The organism is Janthinobacterium aestuarii (assembly GCF_046113285.1).
Lineage (GTDB): Bacteria > Pseudomonadota > Gammaproteobacteria > Burkholderiales > Burkholderiaceae_D > Janthinobacterium.
Genome location: NZ_CP142524.1, coordinates 4,316,186 through 4,333,082 on the forward strand (window position 1 = coordinate 4,316,186; position 16,897 = coordinate 4,333,082).

Annotated in this window: 18 protein-coding genes; 8 read left to right on the forward strand and 10 right to left on the reverse strand. The window is 66.1% G+C overall.

The annotated features are described in order from the left end of the window. Positions 1-151 precede the first annotated feature (151 nt). Positions 152-406 (forward strand): hypothetical protein, encoded by a 255-nt coding sequence (locus OX462_RS19300; protein WP_409026833.1) that lies wholly within the window; start codon positions 152-154, stop codon positions 404-406. 15 nt (positions 407-421) lie between these two features. Here OX462_RS19300 and OX462_RS19305 read toward each other — a convergent pair whose 3' ends face one another. From OX462_RS19305 to OX462_RS19320, 4 genes are all read right to left on the reverse strand, one after another. Continuing rightward, the gene (locus OX462_RS19305; protein WP_409026834.1) at positions 422-2,566 is read right to left on the reverse strand and encodes a TonB-dependent receptor plug domain-containing protein; all 2,145 of its coding nucleotides are present in this window, start codon (positions 2,564-2,566) and stop codon (positions 422-424) included. A gap of 113 nt (positions 2,567-2,679) precedes the next feature. Continuing rightward, the gene (locus OX462_RS19310) at positions 2,680-4,236 is read right to left on the reverse strand and encodes a M56 family metallopeptidase (RefSeq protein ID WP_409026835.1); all 1,557 of its coding nucleotides are present in this window, start codon (positions 4,234-4,236) and stop codon (positions 2,680-2,682) included. 3 nt (positions 4,237-4,239) lie between these two features. After that, positions 4,240-4,617, reverse strand: coding sequence for a BlaI/MecI/CopY family transcriptional regulator (locus OX462_RS19315; protein WP_070291322.1), 378 nt, complete (start codon positions 4,615-4,617; stop codon positions 4,240-4,242). 99 nt (positions 4,618-4,716) lie between these two features. Next, the gene (locus OX462_RS19320) at positions 4,717-6,438 is read right to left on the reverse strand and encodes a methyl-accepting chemotaxis protein (RefSeq protein ID WP_409026836.1); all 1,722 of its coding nucleotides are present in this window, start codon (positions 6,436-6,438) and stop codon (positions 4,717-4,719) included. 290 nt (positions 6,439-6,728) lie between these two features. Here OX462_RS19320 and OX462_RS19325 point away from each other — a divergent pair, with 290 nt between their 5' ends. The 6 genes from OX462_RS19325 to OX462_RS19350 all read left to right on the forward strand — a co-directional run bounded on the left by OX462_RS19325 (position 6,729) and on the right by OX462_RS19350 (position 11,489). After that, positions 6,729-8,099, forward strand: coding sequence for a DEAD/DEAH box helicase (locus OX462_RS19325; RefSeq protein WP_070291324.1), 1,371 nt, complete (start codon positions 6,729-6,731; stop codon positions 8,097-8,099). A gap of 244 nt (positions 8,100-8,343) precedes the next feature. Then, complete coding sequence (gene otnI / locus OX462_RS19330) at positions 8,344-9,135, forward strand: 2-oxo-tetronate isomerase (RefSeq protein WP_409026837.1); 792 nt, start codon at positions 8,344-8,346, stop codon at positions 9,133-9,135. An 88-nt stretch (positions 9,136-9,223) separates the two neighbouring features. Next, positions 9,224-10,042: a hypothetical protein gene (locus OX462_RS19335; RefSeq protein WP_409026838.1), complete on the forward strand. Its 819-nt coding sequence runs from the start codon at positions 9,224-9,226 to the stop codon at positions 10,040-10,042. After that, positions 10,027-10,500 carry a hypothetical protein gene (locus OX462_RS19340; RefSeq protein ID WP_083287293.1) on the forward strand — a complete coding sequence of 158 codons (474 nt, stop codon included), beginning with the start codon at positions 10,027-10,029 and terminating at the stop codon, positions 10,498-10,500. The genes OX462_RS19335 and OX462_RS19340 overlap by 16 nt, the downstream gene beginning before the upstream one ends. An 83-nt stretch (positions 10,501-10,583) precedes the next feature. Continuing rightward, on the forward strand, positions 10,584-11,000 hold the full coding sequence (locus tag OX462_RS19345; RefSeq protein WP_070224947.1) for a VOC family protein: 417 nt from the start codon (positions 10,584-10,586) through the stop codon (positions 10,998-11,000). A 108-nt stretch (positions 11,001-11,108) separates the two neighbouring features. Then, the gene (locus tag OX462_RS19350) at positions 11,109-11,489 is read left to right on the forward strand and encodes a TraR/DksA family transcriptional regulator (protein WP_070291327.1); all 381 of its coding nucleotides are present in this window, start codon (positions 11,109-11,111) and stop codon (positions 11,487-11,489) included. Between the two features lie 169 nt (positions 11,490-11,658). Here OX462_RS19350 and phbB read toward each other — a convergent pair whose 3' ends face one another. Beyond that, positions 11,659-12,405 carry an acetoacetyl-CoA reductase gene (phbB, locus tag OX462_RS19355; protein ID WP_070224945.1) on the reverse strand — a complete coding sequence of 249 codons (747 nt, stop codon included), beginning with the start codon at positions 12,403-12,405 and terminating at the stop codon, positions 11,659-11,661. A gap of 168 nt (positions 12,406-12,573) precedes the next feature. Between phbB and OX462_RS19360 the strand changes: the two genes are divergently transcribed. Further along, a complete protein-coding gene (locus tag OX462_RS19360) occupies positions 12,574-13,440 on the forward strand; it encodes a universal stress protein (protein WP_121668921.1) in 867 nt (288 codons plus the stop codon). A gap of 21 nt (positions 13,441-13,461) precedes the next feature. Here the strand turns inward: OX462_RS19360 and OX462_RS19365 are convergent, their stop codons facing one another. The 5 genes from OX462_RS19365 to OX462_RS19385 form a co-directional block, all read right to left on the reverse strand. Beyond that, positions 13,462-13,821 (reverse strand): hypothetical protein, encoded by a 360-nt coding sequence (locus OX462_RS19365; RefSeq protein WP_070224943.1) that lies wholly within the window; start codon positions 13,819-13,821, stop codon positions 13,462-13,464. A 196-nt stretch (positions 13,822-14,017) separates the two neighbouring features. Continuing rightward, positions 14,018-14,572 (reverse strand): glycine zipper domain-containing protein, encoded by a 555-nt coding sequence (locus OX462_RS19370; protein WP_409026839.1) that lies wholly within the window; start codon positions 14,570-14,572, stop codon positions 14,018-14,020. Positions 14,573-14,677: 105 nt separating this feature from the next. Beyond that, positions 14,678-15,421 (reverse strand): amino acid ABC transporter ATP-binding protein, encoded by a 744-nt coding sequence (locus OX462_RS19375; RefSeq protein WP_409026840.1) that lies wholly within the window; start codon positions 15,419-15,421, stop codon positions 14,678-14,680. Beyond that, on the reverse strand, positions 15,418-16,110 hold the full coding sequence (locus OX462_RS19380; RefSeq protein ID WP_409026841.1) for an amino acid ABC transporter permease: 693 nt from the start codon (positions 16,108-16,110) through the stop codon (positions 15,418-15,420). Before OX462_RS19380 ends, OX462_RS19375 begins: the two co-directional genes overlap by 4 nt. Beyond that, on the reverse strand, positions 16,110-16,793 hold the full coding sequence (locus tag OX462_RS19385) for an amino acid ABC transporter permease (protein ID WP_409026842.1): 684 nt from the start codon (positions 16,791-16,793) through the stop codon (positions 16,110-16,112). The genes OX462_RS19380 and OX462_RS19385 overlap by 1 nt, the downstream gene beginning before the upstream one ends. Between the last annotated feature and the right edge of the window lie 104 nt (positions 16,794-16,897).

Consider the following 16,897-nt stretch of genomic DNA (forward strand, 5'->3'; position numbering starts at 1 on the left):
GCCCTTGCGTCACGCTGTGTGTGCCGGGCCAGTGCTATGCAGTATGGACGAGATACTTTGAAAACAAAAACGGAAAGAATGCCAAGCTATGTGCAATTTTTTCGATAATGAAAAATAGCCGCTGCGGCGGCCTGTCAATCAAGGAGAAAACATGGGATTTGAATTCAGGATCGCGGCCAGCCTGGCGCCGCGCCAGCGCCAGCATCTCGAACAGCTGCTGGCCGCACTGCCGCAGGCGCCGCGCGCAACCGGCGCCGCCATGCGCGACACCGACGCCAGGCTGACGGATGCGGGCCTGTATATATGCCAGCACCTGCGCCCCGACCCGTGGCACGGCCTGGACGCCGTGCGCGGCTACCTCGAGGCGCAGGGCGTCAGCTACACCGTCGACGAGATCGACGACTAGGCTGGCTACAGCTGGCTACAGGGTTCCCTCGAGCATCAGCCGCCAGGTGCGGTAGCTGCCCGTATCGACCGTGCGCAGCAGGCTGCGCGCGCCATCCGCATACAGGTTGCGCGTGCGGTAATCCTGCCCCAGCAGGTTGGCGCCCGACAGGCGCAGGCGCAGCCTGTCGCTGACTTTCCATAGCGCGTACATATCGAGTTCGCGCTTGCCGCCCTGCCAGGCCAGCAGCTGGCCGGACTCGCGCGAGCGCCCGCCCGCCTGGTAATTCAGGTCAGCGCCCAGGCTCAGGGGCAGGCGGGCCAGCTGGTAGTCCCCTCCCACGTTGGCGCTCCACGGCAGTTGGCTGTCGAGGCGGCTATCGGGGCCGGGCACGGCATCGAGCCTCGACCAGTTGCGCGCCGCGTTGGCCCGCAAGTCCAGCGCGGGAGCGCCCGCCCACAGCGCCGTCAAGGGCAGCTTCGCTTCCAGCGCGATCGAGCGCACGCCGGCATGGCCATGGTTGACGGGCGTGCTCACCCAGCGCCCGTTGTCCTGGTACAGGCGCTCCAGCGTCACGTCGCTGATGCGCCGCAGCGAGGCGCTGGCGCCCAGCATGGCGCCCGCGCCCGGATAGTATTCATAGGCGGCATCGAGCCCCCACGCCAGCTCCGGGCGCAGCGCCGGATTGCCCTGGGTGTCGGGATTCGTGGGACTGTTGCCATTGTCGACCGTGTACGGGCGCGGGATCAGTTCGAAAATCTGCGGCGCCTTGTAGGTGCGCGTAACGGCCAGGCGCACCTGCTGCTTGCCGCCGGACTTCCACAGGCTTTGCAGCAAGGGACTCCATACCTGCGCGCGCACGTCGACCGGCTCGCCGCCGCCCGTGGCGCTGGCCGTGCGCCAGGTTTCCCAGCGCAAGCCCAGGTACAGCGACCAATGCGCGGACAGTTCCCATTCATCCTGCGCGAACAGTGCCAGGCGCCGCACCGTGGCCGCATAGTCTTCGTCGCTGAGCACTGGCCGCCCGCCCGGCTCCAGCTGGCGTTCGCGGCGAAAATCCGTGCGCCGCCGGTGCCCCGCATCCCAACCCGCCGCCAGCGTGTGGTGTTCGCCCAGCGCGCGGCGGTAGGTGCCGCTCGCCTGCACGCCCACCTCGTCCAGGCCCGAATCGACCAGGCGCGTGATGCCCTGTCCCGGCGCCGCGCCGCGGCCCAGGAACTGATAATCATTGGCGCGGTGATTGATGCTGGCGCCCAGCTTCACGTCGAGACTGGCGCCATGGTCGAGCTTGCGCAGCCAGTGCAGGTCGCTGCGCACGGTGCTGCTGTCCTGGTTGAAATTGGCCTGGTTCTCCGGATAGGCGGTCGTGCCGCCCAGGTAAGCCGTTTCCTGCGCGTGGCGGCGACTGGCCAGGCGGCGCACGTTGACCAGGCTTTGCCAGGCCAGGCTGCCCTCGCCCGCCAGCGCCCATTGTACGCGGGGCGCCAGCTCGATGGCGTCGCTCGTCACGCGCTCGGTGAGCGGCACGTGGCGCACCACCGTGGGCGCGCCCGCTGCGTCGAATTCGCGGCTCCACTCGTCGAGCAACGCTTCGCGTCCCGTATGGCTGAGCGTGCCGGCCAGCGCGTACGACCGGCGTCCATCCTTGTCCGACCACTGCACGGTGGCACTGCCGGCGGGCATGCCGTGACTGGCGGACGCGCCCAGCTTGAACGTGCGTTCGCGCCGCCCGCCCGACTTTTTCAGCACGATGTTGATGGAACCGGCGATCGCCTGGGTGGAAAATTCCGCCGTGGCGGCGCGCATGATTTCCACGCGCTCGACCAGTTCCGGGTCCAGGGCGTCGAGCGAAAAGCCGGGCGCCACGGGCACGCCATCGAGCATGATCAAGGTATAGCCCTGGCCCAGCCCGCGCATCTGGATTTGCCCGCCAGCGGCGCCCGCAGCCGCGCCGGATGGCCCGCCGATGGAAATGCCGGGCAGGCGCTTCAGGGCGTCGGACAGCACGCGGTCGCCCTGGCGTATCAATTCATCGTGGCCGACGACGATGGCGGCGACGGTGTCGTTGCGGCGCTGCTCCACTTTACCGGCATGGACCGTCACGGAAGGGAGAATGTCTTCGGCACGGACGTGCGCCGTCAACGGCAGCGCGAGGCTGCACAACAAGATACTCAATCGCATGGGGATTCCCGAAGAAAGGATATTTCAGTGAAAACCAAGAGCCTCACGCCGGGGCAGACCCTGCCGAGTCCGCCCCCGTTTGTTGTTCCTGGGTGACAAAATACCGTACGGCGTCAGCGGCCGAACTGCTCCTTGCGCATGCGCAAGGCCCGTTCGCTGGCGTTGGCATCCAGGCCGGCCAGCCAGCGCTGCGGATCTTGCACGCGGCCGTCCTGGCGTACCTGGAAGTGCAGGTGCGGCCCCGTCGCGCGGCCCGTGTCGCCCACCGTGCCGATGCGCTGGCCGGCCTCGACGATGGCGCCGTCTTCCAGCGCGACGCTGTCGAGGTGGACGTATACCGATTGCAGTCCGCCGCCATGGGCGATGTGCACGGCCTTGCCCAGCCAGTCGTCCTGCGTCACCGTGGCGATGCCATCGGCCACTGCCTGCACGGACGTGCCGCGCCGCGCCGCCAGGTCAATCCCGCGCAAGCCCTTCTGCGTGATGGGGCGCACCACGCCAAAGAAACCCGTGACGCGCATGGTGGCGAGCGGATTGCGCCACGGCGCATGGGCAGGTGCCGTGGCCGGAAGCGGGGCCGGGCTGGCAAAGGACGCGGCCGATGTCCAGGCCCGTGCGGGCTGTAAGGCCGGTGCCGGTTGTAAAGCCAGTGCCGGCTGCAAGGCCACGCTGGCCGCACCCAGTGCGCACAGGACCAGGCCCATGGCCAGCCGGGCGCGCCAGTGCATACTGGCGGCGCTGCTGTCGCGCATGCGGGCCACGCGCTCCAGCATGCTGTCGGGTTGGCCGCCAAACGCCAGGCCGGCAGGGGCACGGGTTTGCAGGCCCAGCTGGCGCACCAAGGCGGCCGCATATTCGCGGCGCTGCTGCTGCGAACGTCCAGCCAGCACATGGCGGTCGCAGCCCAGTTCCTGCGCCCAGGCCAGCTTGCCTGCGAGCCAGCGCGCTGCCGGGTTGAACCACAACAGCAGTTGCACGCCGCTGGCCAGCAGCTGGAGCATGGGATCGCGCCGGCGCGCATGCGTCAGTTCGTGTTCGATGACCAGTTGTTGCTGCTCGGCCGTAAATTGCCGCAAATGCGCGGGCAACAGCAAACGTTGCCGCCACACGCCCACCAGCATGGCCGAGATGGGCGCGTCGATTTCCAGTACGGCGGTGCGCTGGGCTTGCAGCTGGCGCAGTTGCGCCGGCGCAAACGCGCCATGCGCGGCCAGGGCTGCCGGCGCCAGCGGCTGCGCCGCCTGGAGCAAGGCCCGCAGTGCGCTGCGGCTACGCCAGCGGCGCCACGCCAGCACGGACAGAACCAGCGGATACACGCCCAGCCAGATCGTGGCCAGCATGCTCAGCCAGGCCGTCACCGATGGCGCTTCGACCAGCGGCGCGGGGAAGGGCGCGGGCGCGGGCGCGGCCATCGGCAAAACCGCCTCGGGCGCTGCCTGCGCGGCGGCGGGCAAGCTGAACTCGGGTACCACGCTGATCTGCTGGCCCTGCGGCAACAGCGGCAGCAGGAACACGGCGGCCAGCACCAGCGCGGCCGCCAGCCATGCGCTGCGCTGGGCGGCCAGCGCGGGCCAGCGCCCCTGCGCCAGGTGCAGCAAGCCTTGCAGCAGCAAGCCAGCGAACAGGCAGGCGGCCGTCGCCTGCAACAAGGTCAGGGCGAACAGGGTCATGGCCTATTCCTTCGCGTCCGCAGGCCAGTCCTGCAGCAGCTGCTCCAGCGCCGCCAGCTCCTGCTGGTCCACCAGTTTGCTGCCCGTAAACATACTAACCGGCAAGGGACTGTCGATTTCCATCACGCGCCGGCCAAAGTCGTGGGCGAACGCGGCCAGGGTGGCCACTTTGTCCACGTTCGCTTCATACACGAGCACGCCGTGCACGCTGCGCTGCAGCAGCATGCCCTTGTCCAGCATGCGCTCAAGCGTCTTGCGCGTGGACGAAAAAGACCAGCCCAGCTCTTCTTCCACGCGGGCATGCAATTCGCGCGCGGACAGCGGGTGGTCTTTCCACAAGGCTTTCAATAACGACAGTTCGGTGACGGAGGGCGTGCTCATGGTGCATCCTTTGAGTGACTGTTGACACAATTATGCGACAACAGTCACACGCATGCAAGCGGTATTTGCGACAACTGTCGCATGCACTGGGCGCCTGTGCTAAAACTCGTCCCACTCATCGTCCCCCGGACGCTGTTTGCCGGCTGGAACTTGCCGCGCATGGGGCGCTGCGGGCTTGACGCTCAGGCGGGCAGGCGCGCGCGCCGCCTTGGGCGGCACGGGACGGCGCACGGCGGGCCGGGGTGCCGGCGCCGCGATGGCGTCCACCTGCGCCGTCCTGAACACGCTCACCGCATCGGCCAGCCGCGCCGCCTGCTCCTGCATGGCTTCCGCAGCCGCGGCGGCCTCTTCCACCAATGAAGCGTTTTGCTGGGTCACATGGTCCATTTCGCTGATCGCCTGGTTGACTTGCTCGATACCGGCCCGCTGCTCATCGCTGGCAGACGAGATATGCCCGACGATGCTGCTGACCTTGTGCACGCTGTCGACGATCTCGTGCATGGTGTGGCCCGCCTCGTCGACCAGGCGCGCGCCGCTCTCCACCTGCGCCACCGAGTCGTTGATCAGGGCCTTGATTTCCTTCGCTGCGCCGGCTGATCTTTGGGCCAGGTTGCGCACTTCCGTGGCGACGACGGCAAAACCGCGCCCCTGCTCGCCCGCCCGGGCCGCCTCGACGGCCGCGTTCAGGGCCAGGATATTCGTCTGGAAGGCGATGCCGTCGATCACGGCGATGATGTCGACGATCTTGCGCGACGAGTCGTTGATCGAACCCATGGTATCGACCACCTGCGCTACCACGCTGCCGCCCTTGCCCGCCACGGTGGAAGCCGACGCGGCCAGACCGTTGGCTTCATGGGCATTCTGCGCGTTCTGCTGTACCGTGCTGGTCAGTTCTTCCATCGAGGACGCGGTCTCTTCCAGCGAACTGGCCTGCTGTTCCGTGCGCGCGGACAGGTCGAGGTTGCCCGAAGCGATCTGGCGCGAGGCCGTGGCGATGGCCTGCGTGCCGCCGCGCACCTCGGTGACGATGCGCAGCAGGCTGGCCGTCATGTCTTTCAATGCCTGCATCAGCTCGCCCGTCTCGTCCTTCGAGCGCACTTCCACCTGTACCGTCAGGTCGCCCTGCGCCACCTGCCTGGCCACGTCGATGGCTGAACGCAGCGGCCCGCTGATGTTGCGCGCCAGCCACCAGGCGATCAGGGCGGCCAGGATCAGCGCCGCCGCGCCGCCGCCCAGCAAGGTCCAGTGCGTGCGCGCCTGCAAGGCCGCCGCCGCTTCCGAGCGCTGCGCCAGCAGCACCGTTTCCGCCTGGCCGATCTCGCCCAGCAATGCGCGCATGGCATCCATGCCCTGCTTGCCCCGGCCCTCCTTTTCCAGCGCCAGCACGGGCTCGATGGCCGCCGTGCCCTGCGCCACGGCGCGCCGCATGGCGATCACGGGTTCGAGCGCGCCGGCCAGCCAGGCTTGCTTGGCGGCATCGAGCTTCGCCAGGCGCTCCTGCTGGGCAGGATTGTCGCTGGTCAGGGCGCGCGCCTTGTCCAGATGCGCGCCGAACGCGGCCTGCCCCGCCTTGTACGGTTCCAGCGAGGCCTCCGCGCCCGTGATCACATAGCCGCGCTGCCCCGTTTCCATATTGATCAGGCTTTCCAGGATTGCGCTGTTTTCAGCGAGTACCTGGTAAGTGTGGGTATTGATGGCATTGGCGTCGGCCAGCCGCGAGACGTTCAATGTGGCGACGGTGACCAGGGCGGCCAGCAACAGGACGATGGTGGCAAAACCGCCGTACAGGCGGGTGGCGATGCGAAGATCGGCAATACGCATGATAGTCCTCCGGGAGTGAACACCCCGGCGCCACGGCGAGTCCCGCAGATGGAGTGCTACAGGCAATAATAATGAAAAACGGCATGCAAAGGCGCACCGTGGCCATGTATTTCTTTTACCTGTGGCATTGCATACTTTAAACAAACTCGGCGGTTTTTTGCCATGCTGTTATACTTCGCGTGTGCGGCACATATGACCAGTCCCCTTGCCGCTGTCTTTCGACCCCTAATCTGATTGCCTGCGACTGGCGCCCCACGATGGCGACAGGCCGATCTCACAATAAAGTTACCATGTCCTTTTCCTCCCTCGGATTGTCCGACGCTATCGTACGTGCCGTTACCGAACACGGCTACACCGTGCCGACCCCGATCCAGTCGCAGGCGATTCCCGCCGTGCTCGCTGGCGGCGACTTGCTGGCCGGTGCACAAACCGGTACCGGCAAGACGGCCGGCTTTACCCTGCCCGTGCTGCACCGCCTGTCGACCGACACGAATGGCGCTGCCATCACCAGCAACACCTCGACGCGTCCGATCCGCGCCCTGATCCTGGCACCGACGCGCGAACTCGCCGCGCAGGTCGAGGAAAGCGTGCGCGCCTACAGCAAGTACACCAAGCTGAACTCCACCGTGATCTTCGGCGGCGTCGGCATCAACCCGCAAATCAAGCAGCTCAAGCATGGCGTCGACATTCTCGTCGCCACGCCGGGCCGTTTGCTCGACCACATGGGTCAGGGCACCGTCGACCTGTCGAAAGTGGAAATCCTGATCCTGGACGAAGCCGACCGCATGCTCGACATGGGTTTCATCCGCGACATCAAGAAAGTGCTGGCCGTGCTGCCGCCGAAACGCCAGAACCTGCTGTTCTCGGCCACGTTCTCGGAAGAGATCAAGGCCCTGGCCGACGGCTTGCTGAACAAGCCGGCCATGATCGAAGTGGCGCGCCGCAATTCGACCGTGGAAGTGATCAAGCAAAAGATCCATCCCGTCGACCGCGACAAGAAGCACCCGATGCTGTCCTACCTGATCAAGTCGAACAACTGGACGCAAGTGCTGGTCTTTACGCGCACCAAGCATGGCGCGAATAAACTGGTCGAGCAGCTGGGCGCGGACGGCATCGGCGCCCTGGCCATCCACGGCAACAAGAGCCAGTCGGCGCGCACGCGCGCCCTGTCGGAATTTAAAGATGGCACCCTGCAAGTGCTGGTCGCCACCGACATCGCCGCGCGCGGTATCGATATCGACCAGTTGCCGCACGTCGTCAACTACGACTTGCCGAACATTCCGGAAGACTATGTGCACCGTATCGGCCGCACGGGCCGTGCCGGCGCCAAGGGCGAAGCCGTGTCGCTGGTCTGCGTGGACGAGCACGAAATGTTGAAAGACATCGAAAAGCTGATCAAGCAAACCCTGCCGCGCGAAGTCATCCCGGGCTTCGAGCCGGATCTGAACGCCCGCGCCCAGCCTGTGCAATTGCGCAGCGGCACCGGCGGCCACCGCAACAACAGCCGCGCGCCAGCCGGCGCCGTGGTGCGCGTGAAAACGGGCGGCAGCGGCGCCAAGCCACGCAGCGCCGGCCCATCGGGCGGCGGTGGCGGCGGCAACCGTTCGGGCAATGCGCCGCGTTCGGCCGCCTCCCACCGCTCCGGCGGCCGCGGCCGCTAAAACGCGGCCTGAAAGCTACTGCGCGGGGCGCTATTGCGTTTGCGTTGCTCGCCGTACTCCAGTACGGCTGCGCTACTCGACGCAATATCACTCCCGCTCGCTACGCTTTCAGGCGGCGTTTGTCTTTGTCAAAAAGACGACAAAAACCGTTCCAGGACTTGCTTCTGGAGCGGTTTTTTCATGCACGCCACTGATTGGCAATTTGGGCTAGGATAGTATCCATCTTCCTCACCTGCGTGCCGCCATGCCGAACTTCGCTGCCAACCTCAGCATGATGTTTACCGAACTGCCTTTCCTCGACCGCTTTGCCGCCGCCAGGGAAGCGGGCTTCGATGCCGTCGAGTTTCTGTTTCCCTACGCCGTCGAGGCGCGGCAGATCGCCATGCGGCTGGAACGCCACCATCTGCAGCTGGCCGTGTTCAACTTTCCGCCCGGCGACTGGGAGCACGGCGAACGGGGCATCGCCTGCGATCCGCGCCGGGGCGAGGAATTCCGCACGAATGTGCAGCTGGCGCTCGACTATGCGCTGGCGCTGGGGGCGAAGCAGCTGCACTGCATGTCCGGCATCGTGCCGCCCGGCATGAGCCTGGAGCGTGCGCGGCAAAGCCTGATCGGCAACCTGCAATTTGCGGCCGACGCCTGCCGTCCGCACGGCATCAACGTGCTGATCGAGCCGATCAACCGATTTGACATGCCCGGTTACTTTCTGAACCATAGTCAGCAGGCGGCCGACGTCATCGCCGACTGCCAGCGCAGCAATATCTTCCTGCAGTACGACATTTATCACATGCAGCGCATGGAGGGCGAGCTGAGCAACACTATCCGCGCCCTGCTGCCCCTGATCCGCCACATCCAGATCGCCGACACGCCGGGCCGCCACGAACCGGGCACGGGCGAGATCAATTACCGCCACCTGTTCAAGCTGCTCGACCAGGTCGGCTACGTGGGCTGGGTCGGCTGCGAATACCGTCCCGCCAGCGACACCGTGGCCGGATTGGGCTGGCGCGAACAATTGACGGGCACGACAGGCGCCTGATCGCAGCGCGCTTGCGCCCGCACAAGGCGGGCAACGCAGGCCGGCACGACAATACCTTTCCATACAGTATTTCCTGTCGAGAGGTGACGTGTCCGCCCTGCCCGCCCGCCATCGCCGCGCCCTTTGCCATAACCTGTACCTGAGCCTCTTCCTGGCCGTCGCGCTGTGCGGCTGCGCCAGTGCGCGCACCGACCTGGCGCAAGTGCGCGCCCTGGCCGCCGGCACCGATGCCTTGACGGCCTTCGGCGAACTGTCGCAGCGCCACGTGGACAGCTACCAGCGCGCCCGCCCCTATCTGTCGCCCGCCGAAGACGCGCGCGAACGCCTGCTCGATGCGCAGCGCCGCGCCGCACAAGCGGACGTCGCGCGCCTGGCGCAGGCCGTGCGCCTGTATCTGCAGGCGCTGGGCCGGCTGGCGAATGCCGATGCGTACGACGTGCAGCCGGAACTGGCCGGCGCCGGCGCCGCCATCCGCGCCTGGCCCGGCAGCGGCATCGACGACCGCCATGTCAGCGCCTACACCCTGTTGCTGCAGCAACTGTCGCGCCTGGGCGGCGCGGCCAGCCAGCAGGCGCACCTGGCGCAAGTGCTGCACGACGGCGACGCGCCGCTGCAAGCCCTGCTGGCAGCGCTCGACAGCTTGCTGGCGCTGTACGACAAAAGCGGCGACAACGAGCGCGACATGGTGCTCGGCCTGCTCGACGTGGAAATCGCGTTTGCCGACACGCCGCAGCAGCGCCTGCTGGCCGTGCTGGCGAAAACCATGCAGCAAAGTAAAACCGAAGAATACCGGCTGCTTGGCCTGCGCCACACGCTGGCGCGCCGGCAACTGGCGGCACTGGCGCGCGACCACGCACAGCTGGCCGCCGCCCTCACCACCACGGAGGCAAGATGGACGGATCGGTAGGCAGGAGCAGCGGCAGCGAACGCCGCGAAGCGGCTCTCAGCAGCGCCATGCGCGTCGAGCAACTGGCCGACAGCCTGTCGCAGGCGGCCGTCACCTTGCACGGCGCCGTCATGCGCGCCATCCGCAAGCGCGCCAGCCAGGGAGAAAACGGCATCAGCCACAGCCAGGCACAAGCCGTCTTCGCCCTGGAAGTAGCCTTGCGCCAGCAAGCCAACCAGCTGTATGCCGATGCCGCCGGGCATACGGTAATGGGCCTGGAAACGGCGCAGCGCCAGCTCAGCGGCCTGCTCGACACGGTGCGCCTGCGCATCGCCCGCAACGACGATGTGCGGCACTGGATCAGCCTGTCGACGAGTTTGTTACATCTGGGCAGTGCCGTCCTGGCCGGCAATCCCGAGCGCATCCTCAGCACGCTGGGCAAGGTGCGTGAGCGGCTGCAAGAGATGGCGCCGGACTGATTGAAATCGGCCGGCGAGCGCCTATACTGGGACGTCCCCGCCTGGCAATCGTGCCTGCGGGGCGATTGCCAGAGGAGACCAACATGCGTATCGAACCGTATTTGCAATTCAATGGAAACTGCGCGCAAGCGCTGGAATACTACCGGCAGCACCTGCATGGCACAGACCTGTGCCTGATGCCGTATCGCGGCACGCCGATGCAGGAGCAAGTCAAGGAAGACTGGTATGACAAGATCATGCACGGCTCCGTGCAGCTGGGTCCCACCATGCTGATGGGCTCGGACGGCGGCTGCGACGAGGGCGCCAAGGGCATGAGCGGCAGCTCGATCTGCCTGACCGTCGACACGCCGGAGGAGGCGGAACGGGCCTTCGCCGCGCTGGCGCGTGACGGCGCCATCCAGATGCCCATGGAAGAAACGTTTTGGGCCAAACGCTTCGGCATGCTGAAAGACCAGTTCGGCGTGGCCTGGATGGTCAACTGCCTGAAAGAGCCAGCATAGAACGGCCCGCGCCTGCCTGCGCCGCGTCAAACGCGGCGCGGGTAGTAGCGCAAGCAGAAGCGCCCATCCTGGACTACCATAGAGGAGAGACTCCTATCGGGGACAGCCATGAATGGATTGCCGCAAGACCAGCTACAGCGCCTGCAAGGCGTGCTGGAGCAACGCAAGCTGGCGTTGCTGGAACAGATAGAGAACGAAGCGGCCGAAGCGGACGCGCGCGCCTCGCTGCTCAATGAAATCGAAGCCTCGCCGGCCGACAACGCCAGCGTGCGCACCTTGAACGCCCTCGTCAGCGAAGCGGCCGAGCACAATCAGGCGCAACTGGCCATCATCAAGCACGCGCTGGCCAAGTTTGCCGACGGCAGCTACGGCCTGTGCGACAACTGCGGCGAAGCCATCGGCCTGTCGCGCCTGAACGCCCGCCCCGAAGCGCGCCTGTGCATCGATTGCCAGACGCGGCTGGAAAAGGCCCGGCGCGCCATACCATGACCCTAGCTTAACGGCGGCACGACAACAAAGGGCAAGGCATCGCTGCCCTGCCCCCCTGTTTTCCGACGTGACGACCATGCTGCCTGCCGTCCTCCGCCAGCGTCTATGCGCCGGCTGGGTGGACGGGTCTCCTCTACTGCCATTGCCTCTATGCAAGCTGTACGCTTGCTTAACTCATGTGCTGTCCGCCATTGATGGCGATGTTTGCCCCCGTGACGAATGCCGCCTCGTCGGACGCCAGGTAAGCGACCAGGGCCGCCACCTCGTCCGGCTCGCCCAGGCGGCCCAGGGGGATTTGCGGCAGGATCTTCGTTTCCAGGATATCGGCCGGCACGGCCGTCACCATCTGCGTGCGCAGGTAGCCGGGCGACACGGTGTTGACGGTGATGCCGTGGCGCGCCACTTCCAGCGCCAGCGCCTTGCTGAAGCCATGCACACCGGCCTTGGCGGCCGCGTAGTTGCACTGGCCAAACGCGCCCTTCTGGCCATTGACGGACGAGATATTGATGATGCGTCCCCATTTCTTTTCCAGCATGGGTTCCAGCACCTGCTTGCTCATGTTGAACAGGCTGTCGAGATTGGTCCGCATGACCTCGGACCAGTGCGGCAACTCCATCTTGCGCATGCTCTGGTCGCGCGTGATGCCGGCGTTATTGACCAGCACATCGATGCGGCCGAACTGCGCCAGCACCTTGCCGACGGCTTCGCTGCAGGCAGCAAAGTCCGTCACGTCAAGGGCCAGCGGGTGAAAATAATACTGCTGCGCCTGCTGCTCGTCGAGCCAGCTTTCCACCCGCGTGTTGCCCGGCGTATGCGCCGCCACGACGGCAAAGCCCGCCGCATGCAGGCGCCGGCACAAGGCCGTGCCCAGGCCGCCCATGCCGCCCGTGACCAGCGCTACCTTTTGTTCCTTCATGACTGTCTCTCCCCGCTTGTTATGGTTGTTCTGCGTGGCATCAAGTGTAGGAGCAGTTTTTATTGCCAGCCTTGCGCCAGATCAAGTGCCCAGCCTGATGCAGTCGTGCGCGGCCGGCGCCCCGGACTGTGCCAGAATAGCCGCTATTGCACAGCGAGAGGACAGGCCATGACGTACAAGACCGTATTGCTCCACATCGACGACAGCGCCGGGCGCGCCGCCCGCATCGAAGCGGCGGCCAGCATCGCCCAGGCGTGCGGCGGCCACCTGACGGGCGTGGCGCTGACGGGCGTGTCGCGCCTGCTGTACCAGCACCAGCCCGACCTCGATGCGGACCCGAACCTGAGCTTGCATCTGAATTTCCTGCGCGACCGCGCCACGCGCGCCCTCGACGGTTTCGAGCAACAGGTGCGCGCGGCAGGCGTCGCCTCGTTCGAACAGCGCGTCGTCGACGACGAAGCGGCGGGCGGCATCAGCCTGCTGGCCCGCTATGCGGACCTGGTCGTCATCAGCCAATACAATGCCAAGGATAAATCGCCGTCCGTGATGCGCGACTTTCCCGCCTATGTGCTGCTGCATTCGGGCCGGCCCGTGCTGATTGTGCCGTATGCGCCGCCGCTGCCCCTGCTGGCGCCGCCGGCAGCGGCGCGCAATGTGCTCATTTCCTGGAACGCCAGCAAGGAAGCGAGCCGCGCCGTGACCGCCGCGCTGCCCCTGCTGCAGCGCGCCGGGCAAGTCCACGTGGCCATCTTCGACGCCCAGGTGCATGCGGCCGAGCACGGCGAACAGCCGGGCGCGGAACTGGTGCACTACCTGGCGCGCCACGGCGTGGAAGCGCGGCTGCATTTGCTCGACGGGGGGGGCGTGCGGCGCGGCGATATCGGCGAAGCGCTGCTGTCGCAGGCCGCCGACCTGTCGGCCGACTTGCTGGTGATGGGAGCATATGGCCATTCGCGCCTGCGCGAAACCATCCTCGGTGGCGTCACGCGCACGATTCTGCAGAGCATGACGATCCCCGTGCTGATGGCGCACTAGGCCTATGCTAAAACGGTCGGGCTAGCCGCCCTGCCAGGGCTGGCTGCGGATCTTTGCCACCTGGCGCTGCGCCAGCCACTGCCACAGCTGCAGCGCGTCGTCCTGCGGCAGCGCCGACATGTGGCGCGGACTGGCCAGGGCAATTTCGCAATCGCGGTCCGACCATTCCTCGAAAGTGACTTCGCCTCCGCTAGCGACTTCGACCTGATACATCAAGCCATCGTCGTAGCCAAAGCGCAACAAGACGGCGGCCGGGCTGCCATCCGGCGTGACGGCGCCGCCGCGGTACACCTCGGCCAGCGCATCGGCCAGCTGTGCCGGTGAGGGCGCGCAGATGTCGCGCCCATCGGCCCGTGTCAGAATGAACCATGCCTGTGTCATGACGCGCCCTCCTATCCATACTCGTTAGCATGCGAGGCAAGTACTACGGGCAGTCACCTTGGTCCAGTGTCACTTCGGGCGCGCGGAAACTATCCCTGTCGGCATTGTTTACCAATAATTACTCATACTAACAAGGATCATACCTAAATTTCGTGCAGCGCGGAATTTATGCATATGGCACCACAAAGGCGCCGATTCAGGCCACCAGCACGGGAATGCTGAGCGGATCGAAGTCATGCCAGTCGCCATTGGCGATCGTGCCTTCCGCTTCCTCGATATGCTCGGCGCCCAGCCGGTGCAGTGTCTCGAGCGCCCGTTCGCGCTCTTCGAGGCCGCCCAGCGCCACGGCGATCAGCATGCCCGGATGGCGCGGCTGGCGGTGGTTTTCGCCATGTTTCTCGGGCTCGCCCGCCTCCTTCATCTTGTTGAAACTGTAGAGTGAGCCCACATGGGCGCCCACCAGCGCGCCCACCACCGGCCCCAGCGGCCCCGTCGCCAGGGTGGTGGCCGCGCCGATGCCGGCACCGACGGCGGCACCGACGGCCACGCCCTCGACCACGCCTTCCGGCGTCTCCTTGGCGCCCGGCGAGACGTCGCGGTCGCCGCCGAGCGCATGCAGATCATGCTGGCCCGGCTGGTTGACAAAGAAGGCGCTGATGCGGCTGTCAGGAAAACCCGCCTGGTTCAGGGCGGCGCGCGCGGCGTCTATATGCTCCTGCAACTGAAAATGACCTGCGATGATGCGTGACATGATACGGCCCTCCTGGTCGGCTGCGGGCGCCCCGTGCGCCACTCCGATAGCGTGCGCCGGACAACGCCAACAGACCGTTCGCTTGCGCACACAGCCCAGAAATCCTCAGGCCGGTGCCCCATATGGGCTGCGGATATCGGACAGGAATTGCTGTGCGCGCACATGTTGCGGCCGCGCAAAGAATTCGTCGGGCGTGGCCCGTTCCAGCACTTGCCCGTGGTCCATGAACCAGACGCGGTCCGCCACTTCGCGCGCGAAACCCATTTCGTGCGTCACGCACACCATCGTCATGCCGCCGTGCGCCAGGTCGCGCATCACGTGCAGCACCTCGCCCACCATTTCCGGGTCCAGCGCGCTGGTCGGCTCGTCGAACAGCATCAGCGGCGGCTGCATGGCCAGCGCGCGGGCAATCGCCACCCGCTGCTGCTGCCCGCCCGACAAGGCCGCCGGCATGGCGCGCGCCTTGTGCGCCAGCCCCACGCGCTCCAGCAGGGCCAGCGCCCGCTCCTCGGCTTCGCGCCGGGTGAGGCCGCGCAAGCGCTGCGGCGCCAGTGCGCAATTGTCCAGCACGGATAAATGGGGAAACAGGTTGAATTGCTGGAACACAAAACCGATATGCGAGCGGAAGGCATTCACATCCAGCCCCGGCGCGTGGATATCCTGGCCCGCCACCGCGATGCGCCCTGAGGCGATCGGCTCCAGGCGGTTGATGGTGCGGATCAGGGTCGACTTGCCGGAGCCGGACGGCCCGCACACGACCAGCACCTCGCCCTTGGCGACGTGTTCATTGATCTCGCGCAAGGCGTGATAGTCGCCATAGTATTTGTTGACGTTGTCAAAGGTAATCATGCTGCCGCTTTCAGGAAACGCGCCTGGCGCCGCTCGAGCCAGAAGGCGGCGCGCGACAGGCTGAAACACAAGACAAAATACGTCATGCCCAGCAGGAAATACACTTGCACGGGCTTGGTCAGCACGAGGCCGTTCACTTGCGACGCGATGAACGACACCTCGGCCAGGCCGATGATGTACCCGAGCGAGGTTTCCTTGATGGTCGAGACGAACTGGTTGACCAGCGAGGGCAGCATGTGGCGCAGCGCCTGCGGCAGCACCACCGAGCGCATGCTGTCCAGATAGTTCAAGCCCAGCGAGCGGGCCGCCTCCACCTGCCCGCGCGGCACGGCTTGCACGCCGGCGCGCACAATTTCCGCCAGATAAATGCCGTCGAAGATGACGAGGGCGGCCAGCATGGTACCGAATTGCCCGCTTTCATGTCCCGTGATGCTGGGCAGGAAGAAATACGCCCAGAAAATCACCAGCAGCAAGGGGATGCCCCGCACCACGTGGATCAGCGCGGCGACGGGCCAGCGCAGCAGCCGCCAGGGACTCAGGCGCGCCAGCCCCAGCAGCAGGCCGAAGGGCAGGCTCAGCACCAGCGCCAGGCTGGCCAGCACGACCGTCAGCGCCAGGCCGCCCAGCGGCCCCTCGGGATAGCGACCGACGAGGAAATACAGCCAGTAATCATGGAGGAGTTCCAGCATCAGGACACCTTCCTTTGCAGCATGGCCGCCACGCCGGCGATCAGCAGCGAGACGGCCAGGTAGGCCGCGCTGGCAAAGACGAAGGCCTCGACGCTGCGGAACGAGGCCGCTTCCACGCGCTGCGTCTGGTACATCAGCTCGGCCACGCCGATGACGGTGGCGATGCTGGTGTTTTGCCACAGGGTCAGGGTTTGCGACAGCAGCGGCGGCGCGGCCAGCCGCAGCGCCTGCGGCACGATGCACAGGCGCATGGTGGCAAGAAAACTGAAACCCAGCGCCCGGCCCGCCTCGAATTGCTGGGCGGGTATGGCGCGGATGCCGCTGCGGATGTCTTCCGCCATGTAGGCGGCCGTATATAAAGTCAGGGCCGTGACGGCGCTGACGGCTTCGATATTGCCGGCATACAAACGCTCCTTCCACGCATCGGGCAGCAATTCGGGCGCGCCGAAATACCAGAACAGGAAGTGGGCCAGCAGGGGCACGTTGCGGATCAGCTCGACATACGCGGCGCCCAGGCCATTGAGCAGGCGCGACGGGGCCAGCCGCAGCATGGCCACGCCGCAGGCCAGCGGCAAAGACAAGAGCAAGGTAATGCCCATCAGTTGCAGGGACAGCAGCAAGCCGGAAACGAGCCAGTCGCGGTAGTCGCCGGACAGCAAAAAGGTCAGATCAAATTGGAACATGATGGTGAAATATCATTGATGCCTAAGAAAACCGTAGCGAGCGGCAGTGATTTGTGGCTGAGAAGCGCAACCGTGCTGGAGCACGGTGAGCATCGCAGGCCGCA